Here is a 26,590-nt window from a genome sequence, read left to right on the forward strand (position 1 = left end):
AAGGCCGGCTTCGCCTCAACCCTCGTCGGGCATCCTGTGCAGGAATCCGGCCCAACCTGTGCCTGGGCTGTGAAGTGCTTGCGGCTGTGCCAGGACGCAGGAATGCCCGGCCCCGCGAAGGGACCGGGCATTCCGGTTGCCGGGTGTACCGGCTGGTTCTAAAAGGGTGTTACTTGGTGATCGGGCCGAGTACGGGATCGTCCTTGTAGGCCGTCTTCACGTTGGCGGCGGTCACAATGACCGGTTCCAGCAGGTAGGCCGGAACGGTCTTGACCTTGTTGTTGTAGGACTTGTCGTCGTTGACCTCAGGCTTCTTGCCTGCCTGGAGGTCCTTGACCATGGTGATCGCGTGCTCAACGAGCTTGCGGGTGTCCTTGTTGATGGTGGAGTACTGCTCACCCGCGAGGATGGACTTGACGGACTCAACTTCCGAGTCCTGGCCGGTGATGACGGGGGTCGGCTTCCCGGCTGCCTTGACCGAGGTCAGGACGGCGCGGGCCAGGGTGTCGTTGGGGGAGAGGACGCCGTCCAGGCTTGCGCTGCCGTAGCTGCCGGTGAGCAGCGTGTCGGCACGGCGCTGGGCGTTCTCTGCCTTCCAGCCCTGGGTCACAGCCTGCTCAAAGTTGGTCTGGCCGGACAGGACCTTGAGCGTGCCGTCGTCGATCTTCGGCTTCAGGACGCTCATGGCGCCGTCGAAGAAGACCTTTGCGTTGGCGTCATCGGGGGAGCCGGCAAAGAGTTCGATGTTGTAGGGACCTGTCGGCTTCTTGGCCTTCATGCCCTCCAGTAGGGCCTGGCCCTGGAGGACACCGACCTTGAAGTTGTCGTAGGCCACGTAGTAGTCCACGTTCTCTGTGTTCAGCAGCAGGCGGTCATAAGCGATGATGGTGGCGCCGCTGTCCTTGGCCTGCTTCAGCTGGGTTCCCAGCTGGGAGCCGTCGATAGCGCCCACGATGATGACCTTGGCACCCTTGGTGACCATGGCGCTGATCTGGTTCTGCTGCTCCGACACGCCGCCGTTGGCGAACTGGACGTCAGCCTTGAACCCTGCACCATTGAGGCCGTCGTTGAAGAGCTTTTCGGCCAGGACCCAGTTTTCACTGGTTTTCTGCGGGAGTGCCACGCCGATGGAGGAGTCCTGCGGGAACCCGCCTGCTCCTCCGCTGGCTCCGCCCGAGGGGGATTCCGAGCGTCCACAGCCCGTCAGCGCCAGTGCTGCGATGGCAGCAACCGCTGCGGCCTTTCCTGCTTTACCAAACATTCGCATTGTTGGTTCTCTTTCTTTGTTGTGTATAACTCGGTCAGGTCGCGGGAGCTCAGGCTTCCCTGGCGATCGCTTCCTTGGTGGAGGTGGTTTCGTCGGGCTGGAGCGGGTTGCTCGGGCCACCGCCGGAGGGGCGGTTGAAGTTCCTGGTCAGCATGCCGATGATGGACGTCTTGCCCTGGCTCTTGTTGTAGACGTCGAAGGCGACGGCGATCAGGAGCACCAGGCCCTTGATGATCTGGGTGAGGTCTGCACCTACGCCGAGGAGCTGGAGGCCGTTATTCAGGACTGCCATGACCAGGCCACCGATGATGGATCCGATGACGGTGCCCACGCCGCCGGTCACTGCCGCGCCGCCGATGAACACTGCGGCGATGGCGTCCAGTTCCCAGCCGACGCCGTCGAACGGACCTGAGGCGGTGGACCGCCCGACGAAGATCATGCCGGCCAGGCCCGCGAGGATGGACATGTTCATCATCACCAGGAAGTTGACCTTCTTGGACTGGACGCCGGACAGCTCTGCTGCATGCCGGTTGCCACCCACTGCGTAGACGTGGCGGCCGATGACGGTGCGGGAGGAGATGAAGCCGTAGATCAGGACAAGGACGGCCAGGATCAGGCCGGGGATGGGGAAGGAGGTGCCCGGACGGCCAGTGGCGAACAGGTACGTGGCGTAGAGAATGGCGGCGCAGATGAGGACCAGCTTCAAGACGGTGACCCACATTTCGGGAACTTCGGCACCGAGTGCCTTGGCCCTGGCGCGGGAGCGCAGTTCGCTGACAACCACGAACGCAGCGGCGGCAAGGCCGAGGAGCAGGGTCAGGTTGTTGTAACCTATGTTGGGTCCTACTTCGGGCAGGTAGCCGGAGCCCAGGTACTGGAAGTCCGAGGGGACCGGGATGGTGTTGGACTTGCCCACGAACTGGTTGAAGCCGCGGAACAGGAGCATGCCTGCCAGCGTCACGATGAACGCCGGAATCCCGACGTACGCGGTCCACCAGCCTTGCCAGGCGCCGATCAGGGCGCCCAGGAGCAGGCCAAGGAGGACCCCGGCATACCAGGGGATACCCCAGTCGCGGATGGCCAGGGCCACCGTGACGCCCACGAAGGCGGCGACGGAGCCGACGGAAAGGTCGATGTGTCCTGCAATGATCACCAGCACCATGCCGATTGCCAGGATGAGGATGTAGGAGTTGCCGTTGAAGAGGTTGATGACGTTGCCGGAGGTAAGCGTCCGGCCTTGGGTGGCAATCTGGAAGAAGATGATCAGTGCCACCAGGGCGAAGATCATGCCGAATTGGCGGGTATTCCCGCCAAAAAGCTTCTTGAGGGCATTCATGGTTTCAGTCCTTGTGTCCGGAAGGTTCTGGAATGGGCCAGAGGGTCAGGCGGCTTTTCGGGTGGCGGAGGTCATCAGCTTCATCAGGCTTTCCTGGGTGGCCTCGTCCTTGTTCAGGACGCCGGTGATGGCGCCTTCGAAGATCGTGTAGATACGGTCGGACAGGCCCAGGAGCTCGGGGAGCTCCGAGGAGATGACGATGACTCCCTTGCCCTGGTTGGCCAGCTGCTGGATGATGCCGTAGATCTCGTACTTGGCGCCGACGTCAATGCCACGCGTGGGCTCGTCCAGGATCAGCAGGTCGGGATCGGTGAACATCCACTTGGCCAGGACCACCTTTTGCTGGTTGCCGCCCGAGAGTTTGGCGACGCCTTCTTCAACGGAAGGTGTTTTGGTGCGGAGGGACTTGCGGTACTCCTCGGCCACCGTGAACTCCTGGTTGGCGTCCACCACATAGTTGTGGCTGATCTTGCGCAGGTTCGCTGCCACCGTGGTGGTTTTGATGTCGTCCAGGAGGTTCAGTCCCAGCGACTTGCGGTCCTCCGTGACATAGCCCAGCCCGGCGTCGATGGCCTGGCGGACATTCTTGAGTGTGACCTCGCGGCCGTCCTTGTAGATGTGGCCGCTGATGAACCTGCCGTAAGAGCGTCCGAACACCGAGCGGGCCAGCTCGGTTCGCCCTGCGCCCATGAGGCCGGCAAATCCCACGATCTCGCCACGGCGGACAAAGAAGTTGGAACCCTTGCATACGAGGCGGTCCTGGATGGCGGGGTGGCCCACCGTCCAGTCCTTGACCTCGAAGAACACTTCGCCGATCTTTGGGGTGTGGTCCGGGAACCGGGACTCGAGGGTCCGCCCCACCATGCCCTTGATGATCCGGTCCTCGTCCACGCCGTCGGCCTTCACGTCAAGGGTCTCGATGGATTTGCCGTCGCGGATGATGGTGATGGAGTCGGCGATCTGCTCAATCTCGTTGAGTTTGTGGGAAATGATGATGGACGTGATGCCCTTGGCCTTGAGCCCGAGCATCAGGTCCAGCAGGTGCTGGGAGTCGGACTCGTTGAGGGCGGCAGTGGGCTCGTCCAGGATCAGGATCTTCACGGACTTGTTCAGCGCCTTGGCGATTTCCACCAGCTGCTGCTTGCCCACACCGATTTCCTTGATGGGGGTGTCCGGATCATCCCGGAGGCCCACCCTCGCCAACAGGTCCAGTGAGCGCAGCCTGGCTTCGGCCCAGTCGATCACGCCCCGCTTGGTGGGTTCGTTGCCAAGGAAGATGTTCTCCATGATGGACAGCTCCGGGATCAGCGCCAGTTCCTGGTGGATGATCACGATGCCGGCGTGTTCGCTGGCCCGGATGTCCCTGAACTGCTGGACCTGCCCCTGGTAGACGATGTCGCCGTCGTAGCTTCCGTACGGGTACACGCCGGAGAGGACTTTCATCAGGGTGGACTTCCCGGCGCCGTTCTCGCCGCAAATGGCGTGGATCTCACCGGCCTTGACCCGGAGGCTAACGTTATCCAACGCTTTAACGCCCGGGAATTCTTTGGTGATGGACCGCATCTCAAGGATGACCGGGTCCGTCTGCGTGGTCTGGGACGTCATGTTGCCCTAACCCTCCAATGCAATGACTTCTTTGTCCGGCCGGCAAAGCGCAGGGCCGTCTGAACCAAAAGTAAACTGGATCACAGCTGTTGTCGTCAAGTCTTTAACGCAATTGCTGGGTAACGATGTGGTCTAGGACTTTCTAATCCCGGCGTGCTGGAACACCAGGGCGGCTGCCCCGAGGGCCTCTGCGCGGTCTCCCAGGGAGGACATGGTGAGGGTTGTGGTTTCGCCGATGACCGGCACCGCATGGCGGATGAGCCCCCTCCGAATGGGGTCCAGCAGGATGTCTCCAAGGCCTGCCAGCGGTCCGCCCACCACGATCACCTCGGGATTGATCAGGTTGGCCACATTGCCCAGCGCGCGCCCTACCGCCAACCCCGCATCGTCCACCACGCGGAGGGTGGCGGAGTCCCTGTTCAGGGCCTTGCGGACAATGTCCGCAGGTGTCAGGGGAGGGTCATCGCCCCGGCTGAGGAGTTCAATCATGGTGGTGGTGGACGCTATGGTTTCAAGGCATCCGCGGTTGCCGCAGCGGCACACCAGGCCCTGCTCGTGGATGGTGGCGTGGCCGATTTCGCCGGTGATCCCCACGTTGCCGTAGTAGGGCGAACCGTTGAGGATCAAGCCGGCGCCGATGCCGGACCCGATCTTCAGGAACAGCAGGTTGCTGACCCCCGAATGTTGCCCCCACGTCACTTCGGACCAGGCCCCCAGATTGGCGTCGTTGTCAACAAAGACGGGGATTCTCAAGGTTTCCTCAAGATGCTGAAGGATGTTGATTCCCACCCATTCGGGAAGGATTGCGCCCTGGGCCACCGTCCCGGTCCGCCGGTCGATAGGGCCGGGAATGCCGACGCCGGCGCCCACCACCGAGGTGCGTTCCACCCCGCTTTCCCGGAGCAGTTTCTCCAGCAGGTCCACCGCCGCCTGGATGCCTTCCTCCGCCTGGTGCCCCAAGGGGAGGAGGACCGATTCTTCGGCGATGACATGGTAGCTGAGCGAGGCCAGCACCACCCGCAGGTGCCGCCGCCCGAAGTCGATTCCCACTGCTACCGCACCATTGCTGTTCAGCCGTACATTCAGGGCCCGGCGGCCGGAGCTGGTGATGGGTTCGGTGGACGCCAGGCCGGAGTCCAGCATGATTTTCACGATGTTCGAGACAGTGGCCGTGGAGAGTCCCGTCTGCCGGGCGAGCTCCGCCTGCGTGGACGGGCCGCCCATGAGTGCCTCAATGATCCGCTGCTGGTTCAGCTGCCGCAGGGCGGATTGCGAACCGGGGTTCTTGGGCTTGCTCCTCGTTGAGCGCGTGGTTGCGGACATGCTAAGAAGATTGCCCTATCGCTGCTCTTGTAGTCAAGAAGTTAACGCAAGGCCGCGCGGGTGTGGGGCGAACCCACGGCCAAATAACCGCTCCGGCGTTTCCGTGCATTCCGTCCCGCGCCGGCCCCGGCCGGGTCCAAACGACCCGCCGTCCTTTCCATGCGGCTGGCTAGGCTGGAACATGAGATCAGTCCGGCCCTTCCATTTTTTGTGGACAGGGATAAAGAAGGTGGTAACGATGCTGCTGTCCGTCCTGCAGGCGAACGCTGTGGTCCTGGACGTCGAGGCCAATCTTCGGACCATTGAGGACGCAGCCAAAAGGGCCGCGGATGCGGGCGCCCACCTGCTCCTGACACCGGAACTGTTCCCCGTCGGCTACGCCCCGCTCCGGGTGCGGGACGAGTTGGACGCGGCAGGCATTCCGGCCATCCGCGAACGGCTGGCCGGCATTGCCCGCCGGAACGGCATCGCACTGGTCTACAGCCTGCCCGCCGAAGCGGCCGGTGGCAGCGGCGGTGACGTGGGGGGCGCCAGTACGCACGGGTGGCACATTTCAGCGACCCTGGTGGATGCCGCCGGGACCGAAATCCTGAGATACAACAAGGTGCACCTCTTCGGCGATGAGGAACGCAAGGCGTTCGTGGCAGCCGCGGAACCTCCCGCCGTCGTGGATTTCAATGGTGTCCGCACCTCACTGCTGATCTGCTACGACATCGAGTTTCCTGAGGCTTCCCGGGCGGCCGCCGGCCGCGGCGCGGAACTGCTCCTGGTCCCCACGGCGCTGTCCGCCGGTTACGAGGCCGTACCCCAGGTACTTATCCGCGCCCGGGCCCTGGAAAGCCAGCTGAACGTGGCATATGCCAACCACTGTGGCTCCGAGGACGCCTACACCTTTGGCGGAGGCAGTGTAGTGGCAGGGCCCAACGGCGGACTCCTCGCCGAAGCAGGCGACGCTCCGGCACTGCTTTTCGCAGAGGTGGGACCGGACGCCGTCCGGGCAGCCAGAAACGACGTGCCGTACCTGCGGGAGCGCCGGCCGGACCTGTACCGGGAATGGGAGGCCGGCCTGGCAGCGGAAACAGGCCAGCCCGGGGATGGCAGGCCCTAACCGCCACCGCCGTCCCGCCCGGTTAGCCCGTCCCGCCGGTCAGCCCATCGGTGTACTGCAGTGCGATCCATAGCTCCGCCCGGACCTGCGCCTGGTTCAGGTCCAGCTGGAGCATCTCGGCGAGGACCCCGATCTGCCGCCGCACGCTGTTGCGGTGCAGCCCCAGCAGCTTGGCAGAACCGTCCCAGCTGCCGTTTTCGCCCAGCCAGCCGCGGAGGACGGCCAGCAGCGGATCACGCCGGTCCGGTTCAAGCGCCAGGACCGGCTGCAGGAGCCGTTCGGCCAGCAGGGTCCCGGCCTCACGGCCAAGCAGGCCGGTGACCGACCAGGAGACCTCACCGGCCCGGATGCTTTGCCCGCTTCTCTGGACCCGGGTCCGCAGGGAGGTGGCCCGCTGGTATGCGGCGGGAAGGCCGGCCAGCTCGGTGGGTTCGCCAATGACCAGGCGCCACCCGAGCTTCTCGACGTCGGCAAGCAGCGCATCGTCCACCTTGAGCCGGGTCATTGCGGCGAACCCGTAGTCCGTGATCTCCACCAGCTTCGTATCAAAGATCCGTCGCCACTGCAGCAGTTCCCTGACGGGGCTGTCTCCCGCCGGCCACTCCGGTGCCTCCACCTTGACGCCCTGGAGGACCCGGACAGGCGCGGACCGGGTGGAGGACAGGCTTTGGGCCAGCAGGTCCTTGAGTCCGTTGAGGTGCTTGCTGTCCCCGCTGCTGAGGCTTTCGGGATGCAGCAGGACGGCGGTGGCAAGCTGGCTGGGAGCCAGGGACCCGCTGGTCCGCTGCCGGACCAGCAGCTCCAGCAGTCCCACGGCGGACTGGACCATGTTGTTCTGGGCGGGGGTCAGCGGAACGTCGGAACCCAGGATCAGGGCGCCGAGGTTGGCGTCCCGGGTGCTTCGCAGGGGGTGTCCCACCACCAGCGCGGAGCCGGGCTGGTCAAAACCGTCCATTTCCACGCGGGGGCCGCGGCCGGACAACAGCCGTTCCAGCATGGGTTCCAGCAGGGAAAGTTCGACGGCGGTGCTGCCGCCGGCACTGGTGCCGCGCGCCCGTACCCGGCCGTCCGCTCCCACCATCACCGCCCAAACGGGCACGCGCTGGACCAGCGCGGCCAGCAGTTCATGTTCCGCTTTGGGGGAGAGGATGGCGCGCATGAGTTGCCTGTTGGTCTCTGCCAGCTGCCGGAAGACCCTGGCGTTGTCGGTCTCCAGGAGTTGTGAAAACTGCAGCCCGATCGCCGCGAAGGGGAGCGACTCCGGCACCTCGAACAAGGTGAGGTTGTGCCGCCGGCATGCCTCAAGGACCACGTCCGGGACGGCGTCGAAGTATGGCCTGATCCCGAAGCCCAGGGCCGCGACCTTGGCGTCGACCAGCCGCCGGACATAGGCGTCAACGCTCGCGGCTGATCCGCCGTCGCCAAGGAAGGGAAGGCCGGCGGTGAGCAGGAATTCGCCCTCCGGAAGGTAGGGCGTGGGGTCCTCCAGCTCGCTGGGCTCAACCCACCGCAGCAGGCGGCCGCCGCTGCCGCCGTCGTGAAGCATTTTCAACACCGGCGGCAGCTGGTCAAGGAACTGCTGTAGGGTGACGAAGCTCAGCCGTCCGGACGTGGCAGCCTCAGCGGGCATGGTTGGATACGTCCCGCCAGCCGCGTCTTTTGACCGCTCCGGCCTCATGGCGGCCCTGTGCATTAAGTCTCATGGTGGATCACTATAAGTCATTTTGCACCGGGCTGAGAGTTGGCTCACATGCCAACCTTGGGGAGGGGAAACCGACAACTACTTCTGAAGGGACGTCAACGGTGACTGTGCCTGTGACCACCGAAAAAACCATTGCGCCCAGCGTCGGGCGGCCCGGCCTCCGGGCCCAGCTGCTGCGCCGCAAACCGATCGGCCAGATGGTCAGCGAGGCCGGAAGCAGCGAGGGCGGGACCGCGCTGGTGCGCAGCTTCGGCGTCCTCCACCTGACCATGATCAGCGTCGGTGCCACCCTGGGAACCGGCATCCTGGTGATCCTTGGCGAATCGGTTCCGCTGGCCGGCCCGGCCATCTGGATCTCGTTCGTCATAGCCGGCCTGGCCGCGTTGCTCTCCGCGGTGTCGTACGCCGAAATGGCCGGCCTGGTCCCCGTCGCGGGCTCGAGCTACTCCTACTCCTACGCGACGATGGGCGAGGGCATGGCATGGATCTGCGGGTGGTGCCTGGTCCTGGAGTACGCCGTCTCGGTCGCCGCGGTTGCCGTGGGCGCCGGCCAGTATGTCAACGAGACGCTGGCGGTCTTCGGCCAGGTGCTCCCTGATGCCATGTCGCAGCCTCCCGGGGACGGGGGACTGGTGAACCTTCCAGCGATGGCCATCGTGGTGCTGGCCACGGTCCTGCTGGTCCGCGGTGCCCGTGAAAGTGCCTGGATCAACACGGCCATCGTCATCATCAAGGTCGGCATCCTGCTGTTCTTCTGCGCCGTTGCCTTTACCGCCTTCAACGCCGGCAACTTTGAACCGCTCCTGCCCATGGGCGCCGCGGGTGTGTCCGCAGCAGCCTCGCGGGTGTTCTTCTCCTACATCGGCTTCGACGCCGCATCCACTGCCGGTGAAGAGGCAAAGAACCCCAAGCGCGATCTTCCCCGCGCCATCCTGCTGTCCATGGTGATCGTCACCAGCATCTACGTCCTCGTGGCCGTCGCCGCCATCGGCGCCCGGCCCTGGGGCTGGTTCGACGGAACCGAAGCCGCCCTGGTCCAGATCCTCGAGGAGACAACCCACCAGCCCTGGATCGCCCTGGTCTTCTCCGTCGGTGCCGTCCTTGCCATCGCCAGCATCGTGCTCACGGTCCTGTACGGCCAGACCCGCATCCTGCTCTCGATGTCCCGGGACGGCCTCGTGCCCAAAGTCTTCGGACGCGTATCTGCCCGGACCGGCACCCCGGCAGCAGGAACCCTGATCGTTGGCACCGCCGTCGCACTGACCGCGGGGCTGGTCCCGCTCGGTGCCCTCGCCGACGCCACCAGCATCGGAACCCTGTTTGCCTTTGCGCTGGTCAACGTCGCCGTCATCTACCTGCGGCGCAACCGCCCGGACCTGAAGCGCAGCTTCCGGGTGCCGCTGTACCCCATGACTCCCGTGCTGGGCACACTGATGTGCGCCTACCTGATGGCGAACCTTGGCGCCGATACCTGGGTTGTCTTCGGCGCCTGGATGCTCGTGGGAATCGCCATCTACTTCGGCTATGGACGCCGGAACTCGAAGGTAGCGGCTCTCAGCGAGTCCGACTACCGTGAACTGACCGCAAAGGCCCCGAGCCAGGAACCTGTGAAAGCAGAACTATCATGACCACCGCTACCGAACTGCCGGCCTTCGACCCCTCCAGCACTTCCGCGGCTCCTACCGATGCCGCCGGACGGGTCATCGACCGGCACCCGGCCCCCATCACCATGCTGAACCCCGACTTCCCGTTCAGCTACGACCACTACCTGGCCCACCCGGCTGGCCTGGGCTCCGTCCCGCCGGAGCTCTACGGTACGGAAGTGGCCGTTATCGGCGCCGGCGTCTCCGGCCTGGTGACCGCCTATGAACTGATGAAGCTTGGGCTGCGGCCCGTGGTCTACGAAGCGGACCAAATCGGCGGCCGGCTCCGCACCGCCGCCTTCCCCGCGGCCCCCGGAGTGGTGGCGGACCTGGGCGGCATGCGCTTCCCGGTGTCGGGCAAGGCCTTCTACCACTATGTGGAACTGCTGGGCCTGGAAACCCAGGACTTCCCCAACCCGCTTGCCGAGGCCACCTCCAGCACCGTGATCGAACTGGCCGGCAGGAAGCACTACGCGGAGAAGCCGGGGGACCTGCCGCCGTTCTTCCGGGAGGTAGCCGACGCCTGGAAGGCCGCGGTCAATGACGGTGCCAAATTCGTGGAAATGCAGGAGGCCATCCGTGCCCGGGACATGGCCCGCATCAAGGACCTCTGGAACGAACTGCTCCCGCTCATGGACGAGCAGACCTTCTACGGCTTCATCGCCGCCAGCGACTCCTTTAAGAAGGCAGGGTTCGCCCACCGGGAAGCCTTTGGCCAGGTGGGGTTCGGCACCGGCGGCTGGGACACCGACTTCCCCAACTCCATCCTGGAAATCCTGCGCGTGGTTTACACCGACGCGGACGACCAGCACCGCTTCATCCGGGGCGGAGCGCAGCGGCTGCCCGAGGCACTCTGGCAGCACGCGCCGTCGGACATGGTGCACTGGCCTGCCGGCACCTCCCTTTCCTCGCTGCACTCCGGCTCGCCCCGCGGAGCCGTGGGAAGAATCAGCCGCGACCCGGACGGGAACCTGCGGATCCGCGAACGCTGGGGCCGTGAGGCCAGCTACCCGGCCGTGGTGGCCACCTGCCAGTCCTGGCTGCTGTCCACCCGGATCCACACCGAGGAGGCACTGTTCCCGGCCGAGCTGTGGACCGCCATGGAGAAGTCGCACTACATGCAGTCCTCCAAGACGTTCGTCATGGTGGACCGGCCGTTCTGGAAGGACATCGACCCGGACACCGGCAACGAGGTCCTGTCCATGACGCTGACTGACAGGCTGAACCGGGCCACCTACTTGCTGGACAATGGCCCCGACCAGCCCGCCGTCATCCTGCTCTCCTATACCTGGAACGACGACGCGCTGAAGTGGCTGGCGCTGGACGCGGACGAACGCGTTGAGCTGATGCTGCACTCGCTGGAACAGATCTACCCCGGTGTGGACATCGCCGGCCACATCGTGGGTCAGCCCATCACCGTGTCCTGGGAGGCGGACCCCAACTTCATGGGTGCCTTCAAGGCCAACCTGCCCGGGCACTACCGCTACCAGCAGCGGCTGTTCACGCACTTCAAGCAGGACAGGCTTCCGGAGTCCCAGCGCGGCATCTTCCTGGCCGGCGACGACGTCTCCTTCACCGCCGGCTGGGCGGAAGGTGCGGTCACCACGGGGCTGAACGCAGTATGGGGCGTCGTGAAGCACCTGGGCGGATCAGCCGCGCCGGGCAACCCCGGCCCGGGCGACCTGCTGGACGAGTTCGGCCCGGTCAGCCTGGACTAACTGTGCATATCGCGGTGCTTCGCCGCGAGCTCCACGTACCGGGTGGCGTTGGCGCGGACGCCGTCGAACTCTTCATCTGTGAGTTCGCGGCGCACCTTGGCGGGCACGCCCGCCACCAGTGACCTGGGCGGAACCACCGTTCCTTCGAGCACCACGGCGCCGGCCGCCACCAACGAGCCGGCGCCGATCACCGCGCCGTTCAGGACCGTGGCGCCCATGCCGATCAGGCAGTCGTCCTCCACAGTGCAGCCGTGCACGACGGTGGCGTGCCCCACGCTGACCCGCTCGCCCACCGTGCAGGGGAAACCGGGGTCGGCGTGCAGCACCACGTTGTCCTGCAGGTTGCTGCCGGCACCCACGGTGATGGCCGCGGTGTCGGCGCGGACAGAGACACCGTAAAAGGCGCTGGAGTCCGGGCCCAAGGTGGCGTTGCCGATGATCGACGCGGACGGGGCGACGAAAGCTGAGTCGTGGACAGCCGGGGAGTTTCCGGCGAAAGGGTACAGAGGGGCCATGGGTTCACCCTAAGCCACCCCTGCACCCAACTGAGTAGCAGTAGATGCCGTTTTGGGGCCCCAAAACGGCATCTACTGCTACTTAGTTGAAGACCACTGTCCGGTTGCCGTCCAGGAGCACCCGGTGCTCGGCGTGCCACTGCACGGCCTGGACCAGGGTGCGGCCCTCGACGTCGCGGCCCATCTGCACGAACTGCTCAGGGGTGCGGGCGTGGTCCACCCGGATGACTTCCTGCTCGATGATGGGGCCCTCATCCAGGGCGGCCGTCACGTAGTGTGCCGTGGCACCGATGAGCTTGACGCCACGGGCGTGGGCCTGGTGGTACGGCTTGGCACCCTTGAAGGACGGCAGGAACGAGTGGTGGATGTTGATGGCCTTGCCGGTCAGCTCGGTGCAGAGTTCGTCGGAGAGGATCTGCATGTAGCGGGCCAGGACGGTCAGCTGGATGTCGTGCTCGGCGATGATGGCCCGCAGCTTGTCCTCCGCCTGGACCTTGGTGTCCCTGGTTACCGGGATGTAGTGGAACGGGATGCCGTAGAACTCGGCCAGCCCGGCGAGGTCCTGGTGGTTGGACACGATGGCGGGAATGTTGATCGGAAGGGTGCCGGAGCGCTGCTGGAACAGCAGGTCGTTCAGGCAGTGGGCCGAGGTGCTGGCCATGACCAGGGTGCGGACCTTGTCGCCGACAGTATTAAGGTTCCACTGCATGGAGAAGGCCTCCGCCACCGGCTCCAGCGCCGCACGAAGTTCGGACTTGGCCGCTGCCGTGGTCACTTCGACCCGCATGAAGAAGTTTCCGGTTGAAGGGCTGCCGTACTGCTGCGAATCCATGATGTTGCACCCTGCCACCAGCAGTGCTCCCGTCACCGCGTGGACGATTCCGGGACGGTCCGGGCAGGACAGGGTGACAACGTACGCTTGGTTCAGCTGCTCTTCATTCACGCGTAATAGCCTACCCGCGCTGCGGGCGCCGGTTTTGGTAGGCTGGAATGGTCGCAACTGGCGTTGGGTGGCTAACCACCAGGGAGCGGCAATCACGAAGACCACGGATCGTACGCCTGGGCCGAGGGTCATGTCTTGCCGGAATTGGGGCTGCACCTGCGCCAGCAGATCAGAGCCCTGCCCGCTCTTTCACGTCTCGTCACATGGGGGTGTGAAGTTGCGTAAGCCGGTAGCCTGACCTAAGCAGTGCCCGTATCCCTAGCCAGGAGTTCCTCGTGACTACTACAGCCACCTCAACAACCGCCGTCAGCAACCAGCCGCTGGCTGAGCTTGACCCCGAAATCGCCGCAGTCCTGGACCAGGAGCTCGGCCGCCAGCGCGGCACGCTGGAAATGATCGCCTCCGAGAACTTTGCACCCCGCGCCGTGATGGAAGCCCAGGGCTCGGTCCTCACCAACAAGTACGCCGAGGGCTATCCGGGCCGCCGCTACTACGGCGGCTGCGAATATGTTGACGTTGCCGAGCAGTTGGCCATCGACAGGGTCAAGGCCCTTTTCGGCGCCGAGTACGCCAACGTCCAGCCGCACTCGGGCGCACAGGCCAACGCTGCCGCGCTTTCCGCCATGATCACCCCGGGCGACAAGATCCTGGGCCTGTCCCTGGCCCACGGCGGGCACCTCACCCACGGCATGAAGCTGAACTTCTCGGGCAAGCTGTACCAGGTTGCCGCGTACCAGGTCGAGGAAGACAACTTCCGCATCGACATGGACAAGCTCCGCGAGCAGGCCATTGCCGAGAAGCCGCAGGTGATCATCGCCGGCTGGTCCGCCTACCCGCGCCACCTGGACTTCGCGGCCTTCCGCTCCATCGCCGATGAAGTGGGCGCGCTGCTCTGGACCGACATGGCACACTTCGCCGGACTGGTGGCCGCCGGACTGCACCCGAGCCCGGTGCCGCACTCCGACGTCGTCACCTCCACCGTGCACAAGACCCTGGCTGGTCCCCGCTCGGGTGTGATCCTGGCCAAGGAGCAGTGGGCCAAGAAGCTGAACTCCAACGTCTTCCCGGGCCAGCAGGGCGGGCCGCTGATGCACGTCATCGCCGCCAAGGCCGTGGCCTTCAAGATCGCCGGCACCCAGGAATTCAAGGAGCGCCAGGAGCGCGTCCTCGAAGGTGCCCGGATCATCGCCGACCGCCTCAACCAGGCCGACGTATCAGAAGCCGGCGTCTCCGTCCTCACGGGCGGCACGGACGTCCATCTGGTGCTCGTGGACCTGCGGAACTCGCAGCTGGACGGCCAGCAGGCAGAAGACCTGCTGCACTCGGTGGGCATCACGGTGAACCGCAACGCCGTTCCGTTCGACCCCCGCCCGCCGATGGTCACCTCCGGCCTGCGCATCGGCACCCCGGCCCTGGCCACCCGCGGTTTCGGTGCTGCCGAATTCACCGAGGTTGCCGAGATCATCGCCACCGCCCTCAAGGCCGGCAACAGCACCGACGTCGAGGCCCTGCAGGCACGCGTGGACAAGCTGGCAGCCGACTTCCCGCTCTACCCGCAGCACGAGCAGTGGTGATCCCATGACTGAAACCACCACCGCACAGATCCTTGACGGCAAGGCTACCGCCGCCGCCATCAAGGCGGAGCTGACCGAACGCGTCGCTGCACTCAAGGCCCGGGGCGTCACTCCCGGCATCGCCACCGTACTGGTGGGCGCGGACCCTGCCTCGCAGCTGTACGTTTCCATGAAGCACAAGCAGTCTGAGCAGATCGGGATGAACTCCATCCAGCGCGAGCTCCCGGCTGATGCCACCCAGGAGCAGGTGGATGCCCTCATTGACGAACTCAATGCAGACCCGGCCTGCCACGGCTACATCGTCCAGTTGCCGCTGCCCAAGCACCTGGACCAGGACGCCATCCTGGAGCGCATCGATCCCGCGAAGGATGCCGACGGCCTGCACCCTACCAACCTTGGCCGGCTCGTGTTGAACGTCAACAACAAGATCGACACTCCGCTGCCGTGCACGCCCCGAGGAGTCATCGAGCTCCTGGAGCGCAACGGCTACAGCCTGGCGGGCAAGCACGTCGTGGTGGTGGGGCGCGGCGTCACCATCGGCCGCTCGATCGGCCTGCTGCTCACGCGGCGGGACGTGAACGCCACCGTGACCCTGACGCACACCGGCACGAAGAACCTGTCGGAGCTGCTGCGGCAGGCGGACGTCATCGTGGGCGCGGCCGGTGTGAAGCACATCGTCAAGGCCTCGGACGTGAAGCCGGGCGCGGCGCTGCTGGATGTCGGGGTTACCCGAGAGACTGATCCGGAGACGGGCAAGAGCCGCGTCTACGGCGACATCGATCCCGCCGCCGCCGACGTCGCCGGCTGGATTTCGCCGAACCCCGGCGGCGTAGGTCCCATGACCGTGGCGCTGCTGATGACCAACGTCGTGGAGGCCGCGGAACGCGCGGCAGCCCACGCGGGCTAGTCCCGGTATTTAGCGCCCGACGGCGGTACGGCACCTTTCGCATGGAAGGCGCCGTGCCGCCGTCGTGCGGTTAAAAAGGAATCTGCAAGCACACTTCCAGATGCGCCGCGCCTCCATTAGTCTGCACAAGTGCACAACCACGCCCTGACGCCCTCCGGCACGCTGACCGGGGGCCCGCAGTCCGGCACCGTCATCTCCGCCCGGAACCTGACCAAGACCTATGGTGACGCGGCGGCTGTGGACGGCATCTCCTTTACCGTGCCCGCGGGGGAATCCTTCGGACTGCTGGGGCCCAACGGAGCGGGCAAGTCCACCACCATGAAGATGATCGGCGGCGTGACCCGCCGGACCGCTGGACAGCTCAGCATCATGGGCCTGGACCCGGACACCCACGGGCCCGAGGTGCGCGCCCACCTGGGCGTGGTGCCGCAGCAGGACAACCTGGATGAGGAGCTGCGCGTCCGCGACAACCTGCTGGTCTACGGCCGCTACTTCGGCCTGCCCATGAGCTACCTCAAGCCGAAGGCTGACGAACTGCTGGACTTCGCCCAGCTGACGGACAAGGCCAGGTCCAAAGTGGACGCGCTCTCCGGCGGCATGAAGCGCCGGCTCACCATCGCCCGCTCCCTGATCAACGAGCCGCGGATCCTGCTCCTTGACGAGCCCACCACCGGACTGGATCCGCAGGCCAGGCACATCCTGTGGGACCGGCTGTTCCGGCTCAAGGAGCAGGGCGTCACCCTGATCCTCACCACCCACTACATGGATGAGGCCGAGCAGCTCTGCGACCGGCTGATCGTGGTGGACAAGGGCCGGATCATGGCGGAGGGCTCACCCGCGCAGCTGATCCGCCAGCACTCCACCCGGGAGGTGGTGGAACTGCGCTTCGGTTCGGAACGGAACGCCACCATCGGGGCGCAGCTGGAAGGGATCGGGGAGCGTCTGGAGGTGCTGCCGGACCGGGTGCTCGTCTACGCGCACGACGGCGAGTCAGCCCTTGAGCAGGTAGCGGCCCGCGGCCTGAGGCCGCTGACATCACTGGTGCGCAGGTCGTCGCTGGAGGACGTGTTCCTTCGGCTCACCGGCAGGAGCCTCGTTGACTGAGGACACGTTGGCGGGCGCGGGCCGCCGTGCCCACAGCCCTGCCGTCGCGGCTGCGAAGGCGCGGCGCTGGGGCGCCTTCTACTATGCCGAGCAGGTGCTGCGGGTGATGAAGGGCTACACCTGGTCCATCCTCATGTACAGCGTGGGACAGCCGGTGGCCTACCTCTTCGCCATGGGGGTTGGCCTGGCCACCCTGGTGGATACCGGCAACTCGGCGTTCAGCGGGGTGTCCTACCTGGTCTTCATCGCCCCTGCGCTGCTCGTGTCGGCCGCCGTGATGACTGCAGCCAACGAGTTCACGTTTCCGGTGATGGCCGGATTCAAGTGGCGCCGGACGTACTTCGGGCCGCACGCCTCGCCGCTCACCCCGGGACAGATCGCCGCCGGGCACATCATGGCCGTGACGCTGCGCCTGGTCCTGCAGTCAGCCCTATACTTTGCCGCGGTGGCACTGTTTGGGGCCTCGCCCTCAGGCTGGGGCTGGGCCGGGATCCTGGTGGCCACCCTGACGGGACTGGCCTTCGGGCTGCCCCTGATGGCGTACTCCGCCTCGATCACGGAGGACAAGGGCCAGTTCGCGCTGGTGATGCGGTTCATCGTGATGCCGCTCTTCCTGTTTTCCGGGACCTTCTTTCCGCTGGACAACCTGCCGCCGGCTGTCCGCTGGGTGGGGTGGGTCTCGCCCATCTGGCATGGCACGGAACTGGGCCGGGTGCTCGGCTTCGGATACGGGGAACCGCCGCTCCTCACGGTCCTGCACGTTGCCGTCCTGGCGGCGATGGCAGCCATTGGCTGGGTCCTGACCCGGCGCCGCTTTGCCCTGAGGATGGGCCAGTGACCGCCGCCACCGAGCAGGCCCGCAGCCGCACCTTCGGGCCCCTGTATTCGCACAATGCCAGGGCGGTCATTGCCCGCGGCTTCATGGCCACAAGGAGCAGCAACTGGCTGGTGATGGTGTCCGGGTTCTTCGAACCGGTCCTGTTCCTCATTTCCATGGGCGTGGGACTGGGCGGCATCGTGGGGGACGTCCAGGGGCCTGACGGCACCACCATCAGCTATGCGGCCTACATTGCCCCGGCACTGCTGGCCGTCTCCGCGATGAACGGCGCAGTCTACGACTCCACGTGGAATGTTTTCTTCAAGATGAACTTCGCCAAGCTGTACCAGGGGATGCTGTACACGTCGCTGGGACCGCTGGATGTGGCGTTGGGCGAGATCTTCCTGGCCCTGCTGCGGGGGATGCTCTATGCCACCGGCTTCACGGCCGTCATGGGAGTGATGGGACTGATCACCACGCCCTGGGCGGTGCTGATGATTCCTGCATCGGTGTTGATCGCCTTTGGGTTCGCCAGCCTGGGCATGGGCATCACCAGTTTCCTCAAGACCTTCCAGCAGATGGACTGGATCAACTTCATCCTGCTGCCCATGTTCCTCTTCAGCGCCACGTTCTACCCGCTCAGCGTCTACCCGCAGCCCATCCAGTGGTTCATCCAGGCCATGCCGCTCTGGCACGGCGTTGAACTACTGCGGCAGATCAGCGTGGGCAGTTTTACGGCAGCCACCCCGGTTCATGTTGGCTACTACCTGGTGATGACCGCCGCCGGCATGCTGCTGACCACCCTGCGCCTGCGAAGCCTGTTCCTGAAGTAGCCCTGTTCGCCGGGGGTGGAAGGCGGCGGGAGCACAGCCCGCCGTTTGAGACAATAGCTGCATGCGAACTTTGGGCAGCTCCTCGTCATCCGCCAAACCCGTCCGGGGCGGCTTTTCGATGTTCCGGATCAGCGGGCCGGGCCTGATGGTCCTGGTGACGGCGTTCATCGTCGCCGTCATCTTCGCCGCAAACCAGAACGACGTCGTGGGCTGGGTCGTCGCAATCATCGCCACCTTCTGGCTGGCGCTGGCTGCGTTCGTGGTCTTCAGCATCCAGCGTGCAGCCAAGAAGGCGGGCGCCAAGCTGTCCGAGGCCCAGAGCGCCTTTAACACGGCAACGGGCCGGGCGCCGGCGCGCCAGTCCGCCGACCACGGCGGCACCCGGGTGGTGTACGAGCGTTCCGGGGCTGACGAGGTGCGGGACCTGAAGCTGGACCACTCCTTCAAGATCGTCCAGGTGCAGATCCGTGTGGTGGAGGAGGAGCGCGCCAAGGGCGCCGCCGCCAACCAGGACACCATCAACCGGGCCCTTGAGACCATTGAGATCACAGCCACCAATGCCAGGGACATGATCAAGTCCTCCGGCGGCAGCGGGGAGCCGGTGACTGGAACCATCATCGACTAGAGTGGAGCGGGTGAGCTCGGCATTGAAGAAGGACCACCTTCGCATCGCATCCGTTAACGTAAACGGCCTCCGGGCTGCCTACAAGAACGGTATGGCGGCCTGGCTGGAGCCGCGCGAAGTGGACATCCTCTGCCTGCAGGAAGTCCGCGCCCCTGATGCCATCGTCCGGCAGCTGCTGGGGGAGGGCTGGCATATCCTGCACGCCGAGGCCGAAGCGAAAGGCCGTGCCGGCGTCGCCATAGCCTCCCGGGAAGAGCCGCTGGAAACCAGGAACGGCATCGGGGACGACTACTTCGCCACCGCCGGGCGCTGGGTCGAAGCAGATTTCCGAGTCCGCGATACCGCAGGGAACCCTGTGCAGCTCACCGTTGCCAGTGCCTACGTGCATTCCGGTGCAGTGGGGACTCCCAAGCAGGACGACAAGTTCCGATTCCTGGACGTCATGAGTACCCGCCTGCCGGAGCTGACCAAGCACAGCGACCATGCCCTGGTAGTGGGGGACCTGAATGTCGCCCACACACCCCGGGACATCAGGAACTCCAAGGGCAACCTCAAGAAGGCCGGGCACCTGCCGGAGGAACGTTCCTACTTCGACCGGTTCTTTGGCGAGGAGATTGGCTGGCACGACGTCCACCGGACCCTGGCGGGCGATATCGACGGGCCGTACACGTGGTGGTCCTGGCGCGGAAAGGCATTCGACAATGACACCGGCTGGCGCATCGACTACCACCTGGCCACTCCCGAACTGGCCGCATCCGCCATTTCGGCGGTCGTGGACCGTGCAGCCACCTGGGACACCCGCTTCTCCGATCACGCCCCGCTGGTAGTGGACTACCAGCTCTAAGCCCGAAAGTTTTTCCATGACCAGCCAGACTTCCCCCACTGCCAAGAAGCGCATTCTTTCCGGCGCCAAGCCCACTGCCGACTCCCTGCACCTGGGCAACTACATCGGTGCCGTGCGCAACTGGGTGGACATGCAGGCCGAGTACGACGCCGTCTTCTTCATTCCGGACCTGCATGCCATCACGGTGGACTTCGACCCTGCCGAACTGGCCAAGCGGACCCGCATCGTGGCTGCGCAGTACATTGCGGCCGGTATCGACCCGGACAAAAGCATCTTTTTCGTCCAGTCCCATGTCCCCGAGCACGCGCAGCTCGCCTGGGCGCTGAACTGCATCACCGGGTTTGGTGAGGCCTCCCGGATGACCCAGTTCAAGGACAAGACCCAGAAGTCCGGCGCGGATTCCGCCACGCTGGGTCTTTTCGCCTATCCCACGCTCATGGCCGCGGACATCCTCCTCTACCAGAGTGACCTCGTGCCTGTTGGCGAGGACCAGCGGCAGCACCTGGAGCTCACGCGGAACCTGGCGCAGCGGTTCAACACCAGGTTTGGCCAGACGTTCACGGTTCCCGAGGCCACGATCGTGAAGGAAAGCGCCAAGATCTACGACCTCCAGAATCCCAGCGCCAAGATGTCCAAGACGGGGGAGTCCCCCAACGGCGCCATCCAGCTGCTGGAGGATCCCAAGATCGCGGCCAAGCGCATTAAGTCGGCAGTGACCGACGCCGGCACGGACATCCGCTTCGACCCCGAGGAAAAGCCCGGGGTGTCCAACCTGCTGACCATCTACTCGTCGCTCACCGGCAAGTCGGTGGCGGAGCTTGAAGCCGAGTACCAGGGCAAGATGTACGGCCACCTCAAGGTTGACCTCGCCGAAGTGGTGGTGGACTTCGTTACCCCGCTCCGCAACCGGACCAACGAGCTGATGGCCGATCCCGCCGAGCTTGACCGGCTGCTGGCCCTGGGCGCGGAACGGGCACGCGAGATTGCCTCCGTCACCCTTGGCCAGGTGTACCAGCGGATGGGCTTCCTTCCGTCCCTCAGCCTCGCAGGGGTCCGCTAGCGCCATGTCTTCGCGAAACGTCACCGCCAGGGGAGGGGCCTGCTCTGCCGGCCAGGTGGAACGGATCCTGGCCGACAGCTTCGATGACAAATCGGACCGGCGCGCGGCCACGGACCATGACATGGCGGGCAGCGAAGAAATCAGCGTTGGCGTCATCCTTGGCTTTCCAGCCGAAATCGCCGGGGAACTGCAGCGCTGGCGGGCATCCTTTGGCGACCCCCTGGCAGACGTTGTACCGGCGCACATCACTCTGGTCACCACCACCCCCACCCAGGACTGGGAAGCAACCCGCCGCCACGTCCGTGAAGTTGCCCGCTGCCAGAGTCCCTTTATGGTGACCATCTCCGGGACCGGAACCTTCCGGCCCGTCTCTCCGGTGGTCTTCATTAACGTGGAGGACGGGTTCGATGAGTGCGTGGACCTGCACCGCAAGCTCCAGCAGGGCCCGCTCCACCGCGAACTGCCCTTTGCCTACCACCCGCACGTCACCATCGCCCATGACGTCGCCCCGGAAAGCCTTGATGAGGCCGAAACGGTGCTGAAGAACTACAGAGCGACCTTCCCCGTGGTTAGCATGGGACTCTATGAGCATGATGCCGACGGCATCTGGCAGCTACGGGAAGAGCTGGACTTTGGGACCGAAACTGACAACCACGCCCGCGCCCGCTTCACGGACGCTGCCGCGGACTCCGCAACCGAAGACGGCTGACCAGCAGCCGCTGCCTACCGAGCACGCCCAGCTGAAGCTGGCGGTCATCCAGAAAAGGATGGAATGGGGCAAAATCAGGAGATCCGGGGGCGGGCTGTTGCCGAGTCTGATGGCAACGATCCAGTGGCTGCAGGCCAAGCTCAACACCCTGCGTCCCATGCGGGCGTTCCAGCACTACAACCTCCAGCACGGTCCCTTGCTGAGCGCCGGCATTGGGTTCCGGATGTTCTTCTCCATCACAGGCCTCCTGACTACCGGCTTCTCGGTTGCCGGGCTTGTCCTCAGGAGCCAGCCGGCCCTGCTGGACACCATTATTACCACGGTGGCGCAAAGTGCCCCGGGGCTCCTCAAGGTAGGTAACGGGGAAGGACTGGTGGACCCGAAAGACCTCCTGAACCCGGACGGCCTCGGCTGGACCGCGGTGATTGCTGGCGTGGTCACCGTCATCACGTCGCTGGGCTGGATCAACGGCATCAGGGACGGCCTGCGCGGCGTGCTGCAGATGCCTCCGCTCGTGGTTAATCCCATCCTGATGAAGCTGCGCGACGCCGGAACCCTCCTGCTGCTGGGCGTGGCCCTGGTAATCAGCGCCGGAGCTTCACTGGTGTTCGGGACGCTTGCCGGGTGGGTAGCGGACTTCCTGAACCTCACCGATGCCGTAGCCGGCCCCCTGACGACATCGGTCAAAATAGGTGTTCCGCTGGTTCTGAACTGGGCTACGGCGCTGATCATGTTCCGGCTGGCCGCCGGGCTCAAGCTGTCCCGCCGGGCCCTGATCGAAGGCACTGTCCTGTCCGCCGTGGGCACCACCGTCCTGCAGATCTTCAGCACCGAACTCCTTGGCGGTGCCAGCCGCAACCCCATCCTGGCGCCGTTTGCCATCATCATCGGCCTGCTTATCTGGTTCAACCTGGTCAGCCAGGTCTACCTTGTCTCTGCGGGTTGGGCAGCCGTCCGCGAGGCGGACCTGGAATCGGACACCGGCCCCCGCAAGACCATCCTCGGAGCCCGGCGGACCACACCGCAGACCTGAGGCGCAGGAGAGCGGTAGGATCCCACTACTCCTGACAGTTAAGGAGCCCGCACCAGGCCCTCCCACGCTACTGTCCAGTCGGACGGAAAGCCTGGTGCATGCCGGTCCGGGCCGTTGTCCCAACCTGCAGCCATCAGGGCGACGGCGGCGAGAAGGCCGCCATTACCGGGAAGGTACAGCGGCAGGGAGTCCGTCTGCCGGTTGTGCCCGTTGACCAGGACGGTGTTCTTGGGTGCTTCCTGCAGGAGTGCGTCCACAGCCGTTTCAGGTTCGCCCAGCCGGGCGGCGGTCATGGCCATGACCGGATAGTCCCAGCCCCAGGTGCTGTCCCAGTCCCAGTCAGCAAGGACGTCGGCGAGGGTGGCCCGCATGACGCCTTCGTCGATCAGGTCCGTCAGCGGGAGGACGCCAAGTGCGCAGAGCATCGAGGGGTGGTCTGTCCTGATGGTGAATGGTTCCACATCCATGGCCGCGTACACGCCATTGATCACGCGCGGAGGCACCAGTGCGTCGGCCACCGCCAACCATGATTCGACGGGTTCCAGGCCCAGCCGCCCGCGCCATGCCGCGGCAATCCGGAGGCCCCACTGCCAGTAGGCCAGTTCGAATGTCGGGTTGGTGACGGTGCTACGGAGCGGCCCATAGCTCTCCTGCGCGGGAATGAGCGGCGGCCCCAGTTCGAACCCCCGCGCAGTGGGGTGGGCGAAACTGGCCATGAAAGCAGCGGATTCGAAGACGATCTCGGCGAATTCCTCGAGTACCGCCGGGCTGGGGTTGGCCCGGTAGACCAGTTCCGCCAAGTGGATGGGATGCGGCTGCTGCCAAATCAGGAAGGTTCCGATTGGGCTGGGGCTCTCCCTGCCATCCGGTCCTACCTGCTTTGGCCAACGGACGCCGTCGAACCCCTGCGTCCTGGCCGTCTGCCGGGAACTTTCCAGCACCGTTGAATACCAGCGGAGGGAGGCCAGGAGGAGTTCCGGCCGGTTCCAGTGCGCAAAGTGGGCAGCATGCCACCAGTGCATCTCCAGGTGGAAGCGGCCCCGCCAGGAGTTGCATACGAGACCGGTTTCCTGCGGGGGCAGCGACCCCGAACAATTGACCGCCGTGAGGTATTGGGACAGCACGATGCGGCGCTCCAGCTCGCTGGCACGGGGATCGTCCGTTGCAGCAAGTTCAATCGCGCCGCCGGAGGACCAGAATTCCGGCCAATACGCCGCGGACGCTGAAGCCACGCTGTCCGCCGGTGAAAGCACGACGCCGCTACCCCCTGGGCCGGGCCTGCTTCCCTTGGCTGGCCCGGCAGTCAACCTGTTGTTCCCCCGTGGAATGCAGTCACCGTCCTCGCCGGAGCTGAAAGCAACGGAGAAGTCCAACACTCCCTCCCCCGGCCGGTCCGGAGTACCGGGTACGATCCGCAGACGGTGTTGTTCCGTCTGGATCACCGTAAAGTCCTGCCCAGTGATCTTCACCTGATAGCGGGAGTTGTCCAACTCCCGGCTGGCGGTCCACATCCTGGCGTCACCGCGGTTTTCTGCGGTCACCGTTTCAGTGAGTGAAGTTGTGTGGGCATCCGGGCTGTTCCAGTCGGCGGCGTCGTGCCAGGCCTCAGAGCCATAGGGAAAGCCGACGCCGACCACCAGGCCGGAGCCAAGAGCGGGCGACTCCACGCGGAAGCCAAGTTCGTCCCGGTCCGGGTGGCATGCAGTCGTGACTCTTACCGGCTGGCCTGCCACTGTGAAGTGACTGGTCACCACCCCAGTCCACAGATCCAGGGTTTGTTCAGTGTCCGTCACCTCAGCCCCGGTGATGGCGCGCTCTGAACCGTCCTCCACCCAGCGCAGCCCAATCCGTCCCAGATCCAGTCGATGGGCGTTCGCGCGGAGCCAGGTTTCAGCTGCTGAGGTATCGGTCTCGCGGTCGTTGACGATATCGCCCACCATGTCCACGTAGGGCACCGGACCCCGGGGTGAATCATAGAGAAGTGTCGAGTCGTCCAGGTGGTAAGTGTGTGGAGCGGGCACAGAGTGCCATCCCCATTGGGCCTGGGTGCCCAGCAAAGTGCCCGGCGGCAGGTCGCCGCGGGCGCCCAGCGGGTACTCTTCGGGGAGGCTCTGAAGGCCGGTGAGGTCCATGGTGAAAGCGAACTCGCCGTTGCCCACCGATACCGGGCTTCGCGGATCGAGGTGCTGCTGCCGGACGTTGTGCCGCCGCACGAGTTTCCTGCGGTCAATGCCGGCGTGGGATGCCGAACTGTCGCTGGTGTTCTGGCTGTGCACTCTGCACGCCCTCCTGTTGCTGGGTGCTTTGAGGCTGGGAAATCGATGTGAATACTTCGCGCGGCATGACCACGGGGACGCGCGGACAACGAGCGCAGAAACCGGTTTCCGAGCCGTTTCAATAGTTGTGGTGACTTTCGATGATGTCAACCCCACGTCTGGCGTGAGCCCTCCCGCGGGTCTGCCGACACCGGCGACAACCGGACGGATGGCTGCGCTGGGCAACCTTCGCTCCACGGCGAATAGTTCAGAGCCGAAACTATTGACCCGCCGATACGGCTTTGATACGTTTCAGGAACCGTTTTCCAGACCACCTTCTGATTGAGGAAGAAGCCTGCCCAATGACGCGTCAAGGTATCCGAGGCATTCGTAAATCCATCGCTGTCCTATCGGCCGCGGCCCTGCTGGCCAGCACCGCCGCCTGCTCGAGTCCCTCCTCCAATAAGGCCGAGGACGGGCCGGTTGAAATCCGTTTTTCCTGGTGGGGCAACGCGGGCCGCGCGGACCTGACCAACAAGGCGATCGCGGAATTCGAAGCGGCGAACCCCAACGTTAAGGTTAAACCGGAATACGGCGATATCAGCGGCTACTTCGATAAGCTCGCCACCCAGATGGCCGCCAACGATGCTCCGGACGTCATCACCATGGGCGGCGCCTATCCAGCCGAGTATGCCAACCGCGGGGCCTTGCTGGACCTGTCGAAGGTGGAGGGTTCGCTCGACCTGTCCAGGATTGACCAAGGGGCGCGGGAGAACGGGCAGATCAAGGGCAAACAGTACGGCGTCTCCACCGGAGCCAACGCGCTGGCCATAGTGGTCAATCCGGCCGTCTTCGCTGCAGCCGGCGTTCCCCTTCCGGATGACAGCAACTGGAGCTGGGACGACTTTGCCAGGATCGCAAGTGAGATCACCACCAAGAGCCCGAAGGGCACGTATGGAACGGCGACCGTCCTCACCCATGACTCCCTGGACGCCTTTGCCCGCCAGCGCGGGGAATCCCTCTACACGCAGGACGGCCAACTGGGATTGGGCAAGCAGACGGTACAGGACTACTTTGATTACTCGCTGAAGTTAAGTGATTCGGGTGCAGCTCCGAGTGCCTCGGAAACGGTGGAGAAGCTCAACGTCAGCACGGAGCAGACACTTATGGGCATGGGGAAGGCCGGGATGATGCTCACGTGGAGCAATTCACTGACCGCCCTCAGCAAGGCCTCGGGCGCGGACCTGAGGCTGCTCAAGCTTCCCGGCGAAAAGCCCACCCCGGGAATCTGGCTTCAGTCCTCGCAGTTCTACACCATCTCCGCGCGCAGCAAGCACACCGACGCCGCCGCAAAGCTGGTGAACTTCCTGGTCAACAACCAGGCCGCGGCCAAGATCATCCAGAGCGACAGGGGCATTCCCGGTAACACTGAAATGCGGGCAGCCATTCAGGACCTGCTCACACCCCAGGGCAAGGTGGAAGCGGAATACATCGACCAGATCGGCAAGATGGACTTCGCCCCCACGTACATTGGTCCCACCGGATCAACCGCTGTTTCGGAGATCACTGCGCGGATCAATACCGACGTCTTGTTCAAGCGGCTCACACCCGAGAAGGCGGCGGAGCAATGGATCAGCGAGAGCAAAGCGGCCATCGGCAAGTAGGTACC

The 26,590-nt window shown here is 65.0% G+C and carries 22 protein-coding genes and 1 riboswitch; of the genes, 14 read left to right on the plus strand and 8 right to left on the minus strand.

Features of this window, described 5'->3' with window-relative positions; genetic code table 11:
• Nucleotides 1-169: 169 nt before the first annotated feature.
• From FBY36_RS14740 to FBY36_RS14755, 4 genes are all read right to left on the minus strand, one after another.
• The gene (locus FBY36_RS14740; protein WP_142120554.1) at nucleotides 170-1,267 is read right to left on the minus strand and encodes a substrate-binding domain-containing protein; all 1,098 of its coding nucleotides are present in this window, start codon (nucleotides 1,265-1,267) and stop codon (nucleotides 170-172) included.
• Nucleotides 1,268-1,316: 49 nt separating this feature from the next.
• A complete protein-coding gene (mmsB, locus tag FBY36_RS14745; RefSeq protein ID WP_142120556.1) occupies nucleotides 1,317-2,603 on the minus strand; it encodes a multiple monosaccharide ABC transporter permease in 1,287 nt (428 codons plus the stop codon).
• A gap of 45 nt (nucleotides 2,604-2,648) precedes the next feature.
• On the minus strand, nucleotides 2,649-4,208 hold the full coding sequence (mmsA, locus tag FBY36_RS14750) for a multiple monosaccharide ABC transporter ATP-binding protein (RefSeq protein ID WP_142120558.1): 1,560 nt from the start codon (nucleotides 4,206-4,208) through the stop codon (nucleotides 2,649-2,651).
• Between the two features lie 132 nt (nucleotides 4,209-4,340).
• A complete protein-coding gene (locus tag FBY36_RS14755; RefSeq protein ID WP_142120560.1) occupies nucleotides 4,341-5,531 on the minus strand; it encodes an ROK family transcriptional regulator in 1,191 nt (396 codons plus the stop codon).
• A gap of 238 nt (nucleotides 5,532-5,769) precedes the next feature.
• Between FBY36_RS14755 and FBY36_RS14760 the strand changes: the two genes are divergently transcribed.
• Nucleotides 5,770-6,639 carry a nitrilase-related carbon-nitrogen hydrolase gene (locus FBY36_RS14760; RefSeq protein WP_142120562.1) on the plus strand — a complete coding sequence of 290 codons (870 nt, stop codon included), beginning with the start codon at nucleotides 5,770-5,772 and terminating at the stop codon, nucleotides 6,637-6,639.
• A 22-nt stretch (nucleotides 6,640-6,661) separates the two neighbouring features.
• Here FBY36_RS14760 and FBY36_RS14765 read toward each other — a convergent pair whose 3' ends face one another.
• Nucleotides 6,662-8,269, minus strand: coding sequence for a PucR family transcriptional regulator (locus FBY36_RS14765; protein WP_142120564.1), 1,608 nt, complete (start codon nucleotides 8,267-8,269; stop codon nucleotides 6,662-6,664).
• A gap of 269 nt (nucleotides 8,270-8,538) precedes the next feature.
• Here FBY36_RS14765 and FBY36_RS14770 point away from each other — a divergent pair, with 269 nt between their 5' ends.
• Together FBY36_RS14770 and FBY36_RS14775 are read left to right on the plus strand one after the other, a co-directional pair.
• Nucleotides 8,539-9,969 (plus strand): amino acid permease, encoded by a 1,431-nt coding sequence (locus tag FBY36_RS14770; protein ID WP_235008954.1) that lies wholly within the window; start codon nucleotides 8,539-8,541, stop codon nucleotides 9,967-9,969.
• The gene (locus tag FBY36_RS14775; protein WP_200830510.1) at nucleotides 9,966-11,702 is read left to right on the plus strand and encodes a flavin monoamine oxidase family protein; all 1,737 of its coding nucleotides are present in this window, start codon (nucleotides 9,966-9,968) and stop codon (nucleotides 11,700-11,702) included. Before FBY36_RS14770 ends, FBY36_RS14775 begins: the two co-directional genes overlap by 4 nt.
• Here FBY36_RS14775 and FBY36_RS14780 read toward each other — a convergent pair.
• Nucleotides 11,699-12,217, minus strand: coding sequence for a gamma carbonic anhydrase family protein (locus FBY36_RS14780; protein WP_142120568.1), 519 nt, complete (start codon nucleotides 12,215-12,217; stop codon nucleotides 11,699-11,701). The two genes, FBY36_RS14775 and FBY36_RS14780, sit on opposite strands and share 4 nt — an antisense overlap.
• An 82-nt stretch (nucleotides 12,218-12,299) precedes the next feature.
• Entirely contained in the window at nucleotides 12,300-13,160 is an 861-nt protein-coding gene (gene purU / locus FBY36_RS14785) for a formyltetrahydrofolate deformylase (protein WP_142120570.1), read from the minus strand.
• Between the two features lie 43 nt (nucleotides 13,161-13,203).
• Nucleotides 13,204-13,289, plus strand: a riboswitch (ZMP/ZTP riboswitch).
• 146 nt (nucleotides 13,290-13,435) lie between these two features.
• Between purU and glyA the strand changes: the two genes are divergently transcribed.
• The 10 genes from glyA to FBY36_RS14835 all read left to right on the plus strand — a co-directional run bounded on the left by glyA (nucleotide 13,436) and on the right by FBY36_RS14835 (nucleotide 22,666).
• On the plus strand, nucleotides 13,436-14,734 hold the full coding sequence (gene glyA, locus FBY36_RS14790) for a serine hydroxymethyltransferase (RefSeq protein WP_142120572.1): 1,299 nt from the start codon (nucleotides 13,436-13,438) through the stop codon (nucleotides 14,732-14,734).
• A 4-nt stretch (nucleotides 14,735-14,738) separates the two neighbouring features.
• Entirely contained in the window at nucleotides 14,739-15,641 is a 903-nt protein-coding gene (locus tag FBY36_RS14795; RefSeq protein ID WP_142120574.1) for a bifunctional methylenetetrahydrofolate dehydrogenase/methenyltetrahydrofolate cyclohydrolase, read from the plus strand.
• A gap of 129 nt (nucleotides 15,642-15,770) precedes the next feature.
• Nucleotides 15,771-16,745, plus strand: a complete 975-nt coding sequence (locus FBY36_RS14800; protein ID WP_142120575.1) for an ABC transporter ATP-binding protein — start codon at nucleotides 15,771-15,773, stop codon at nucleotides 16,743-16,745.
• Nucleotides 16,738-17,583 carry an ABC transporter permease gene (locus FBY36_RS14805; protein WP_142120577.1) on the plus strand — a complete coding sequence of 282 codons (846 nt, stop codon included), beginning with the start codon at nucleotides 16,738-16,740 and terminating at the stop codon, nucleotides 17,581-17,583. Before FBY36_RS14800 ends, FBY36_RS14805 begins: the two co-directional genes overlap by 8 nt.
• Entirely contained in the window at nucleotides 17,580-18,395 is an 816-nt protein-coding gene (locus FBY36_RS14810) for an ABC transporter permease (protein ID WP_142120579.1), read from the plus strand. The genes FBY36_RS14805 and FBY36_RS14810 overlap by 4 nt, the downstream gene beginning before the upstream one ends.
• 61 nt (nucleotides 18,396-18,456) lie before the next feature.
• Nucleotides 18,457-19,020, plus strand: coding sequence for a hypothetical protein (locus tag FBY36_RS14815; RefSeq protein ID WP_142120581.1), 564 nt, complete (start codon nucleotides 18,457-18,459; stop codon nucleotides 19,018-19,020).
• 10 nt (nucleotides 19,021-19,030) lie between these two features.
• The gene (locus FBY36_RS14820) at nucleotides 19,031-19,864 is read left to right on the plus strand and encodes an exodeoxyribonuclease III (RefSeq protein WP_142120583.1); all 834 of its coding nucleotides are present in this window, start codon (nucleotides 19,031-19,033) and stop codon (nucleotides 19,862-19,864) included.
• A gap of 16 nt (nucleotides 19,865-19,880) precedes the next feature.
• Nucleotides 19,881-20,924, plus strand: a complete 1,044-nt coding sequence (gene trpS, locus FBY36_RS14825) for a tryptophan--tRNA ligase (RefSeq protein ID WP_142120585.1) — start codon at nucleotides 19,881-19,883, stop codon at nucleotides 20,922-20,924.
• 121 nt (nucleotides 20,925-21,045) lie between these two features.
• Nucleotides 21,046-21,633: a 2'-5' RNA ligase family protein gene (locus FBY36_RS14830; protein ID WP_235008955.1), complete on the plus strand. Its 588-nt coding sequence runs from the start codon at nucleotides 21,046-21,048 to the stop codon at nucleotides 21,631-21,633.
• A gap of 109 nt (nucleotides 21,634-21,742) precedes the next feature.
• Entirely contained in the window at nucleotides 21,743-22,666 is a 924-nt protein-coding gene (locus FBY36_RS14835) for a YihY/virulence factor BrkB family protein (protein WP_235008854.1), read from the plus strand.
• A 38-nt stretch (nucleotides 22,667-22,704) separates the two neighbouring features.
• On the opposite strand, the gene FBY36_RS14840 is transcribed toward FBY36_RS14835, so the two are convergent.
• Nucleotides 22,705-24,942, minus strand: a complete 2,238-nt coding sequence (locus tag FBY36_RS14840) for a hypothetical protein (RefSeq protein WP_142120591.1) — start codon at nucleotides 24,940-24,942, stop codon at nucleotides 22,705-22,707.
• A gap of 341 nt (nucleotides 24,943-25,283) precedes the next feature.
• Between FBY36_RS14840 and FBY36_RS14845 the strand changes: the two genes are divergently transcribed.
• Complete coding sequence (locus FBY36_RS14845; protein ID WP_142120593.1) at nucleotides 25,284-26,585, plus strand: ABC transporter substrate-binding protein; 1,302 nt, start codon at nucleotides 25,284-25,286, stop codon at nucleotides 26,583-26,585.
• Nucleotides 26,586-26,590 lie beyond the last annotated feature (5 nt).

Origin of the sequence: Arthrobacter sp. SLBN-122 (genome assembly GCF_006715165.1) — a bacterium.
Lineage (GTDB): Bacteria > Actinomycetota > Actinomycetes > Actinomycetales > Micrococcaceae > Arthrobacter.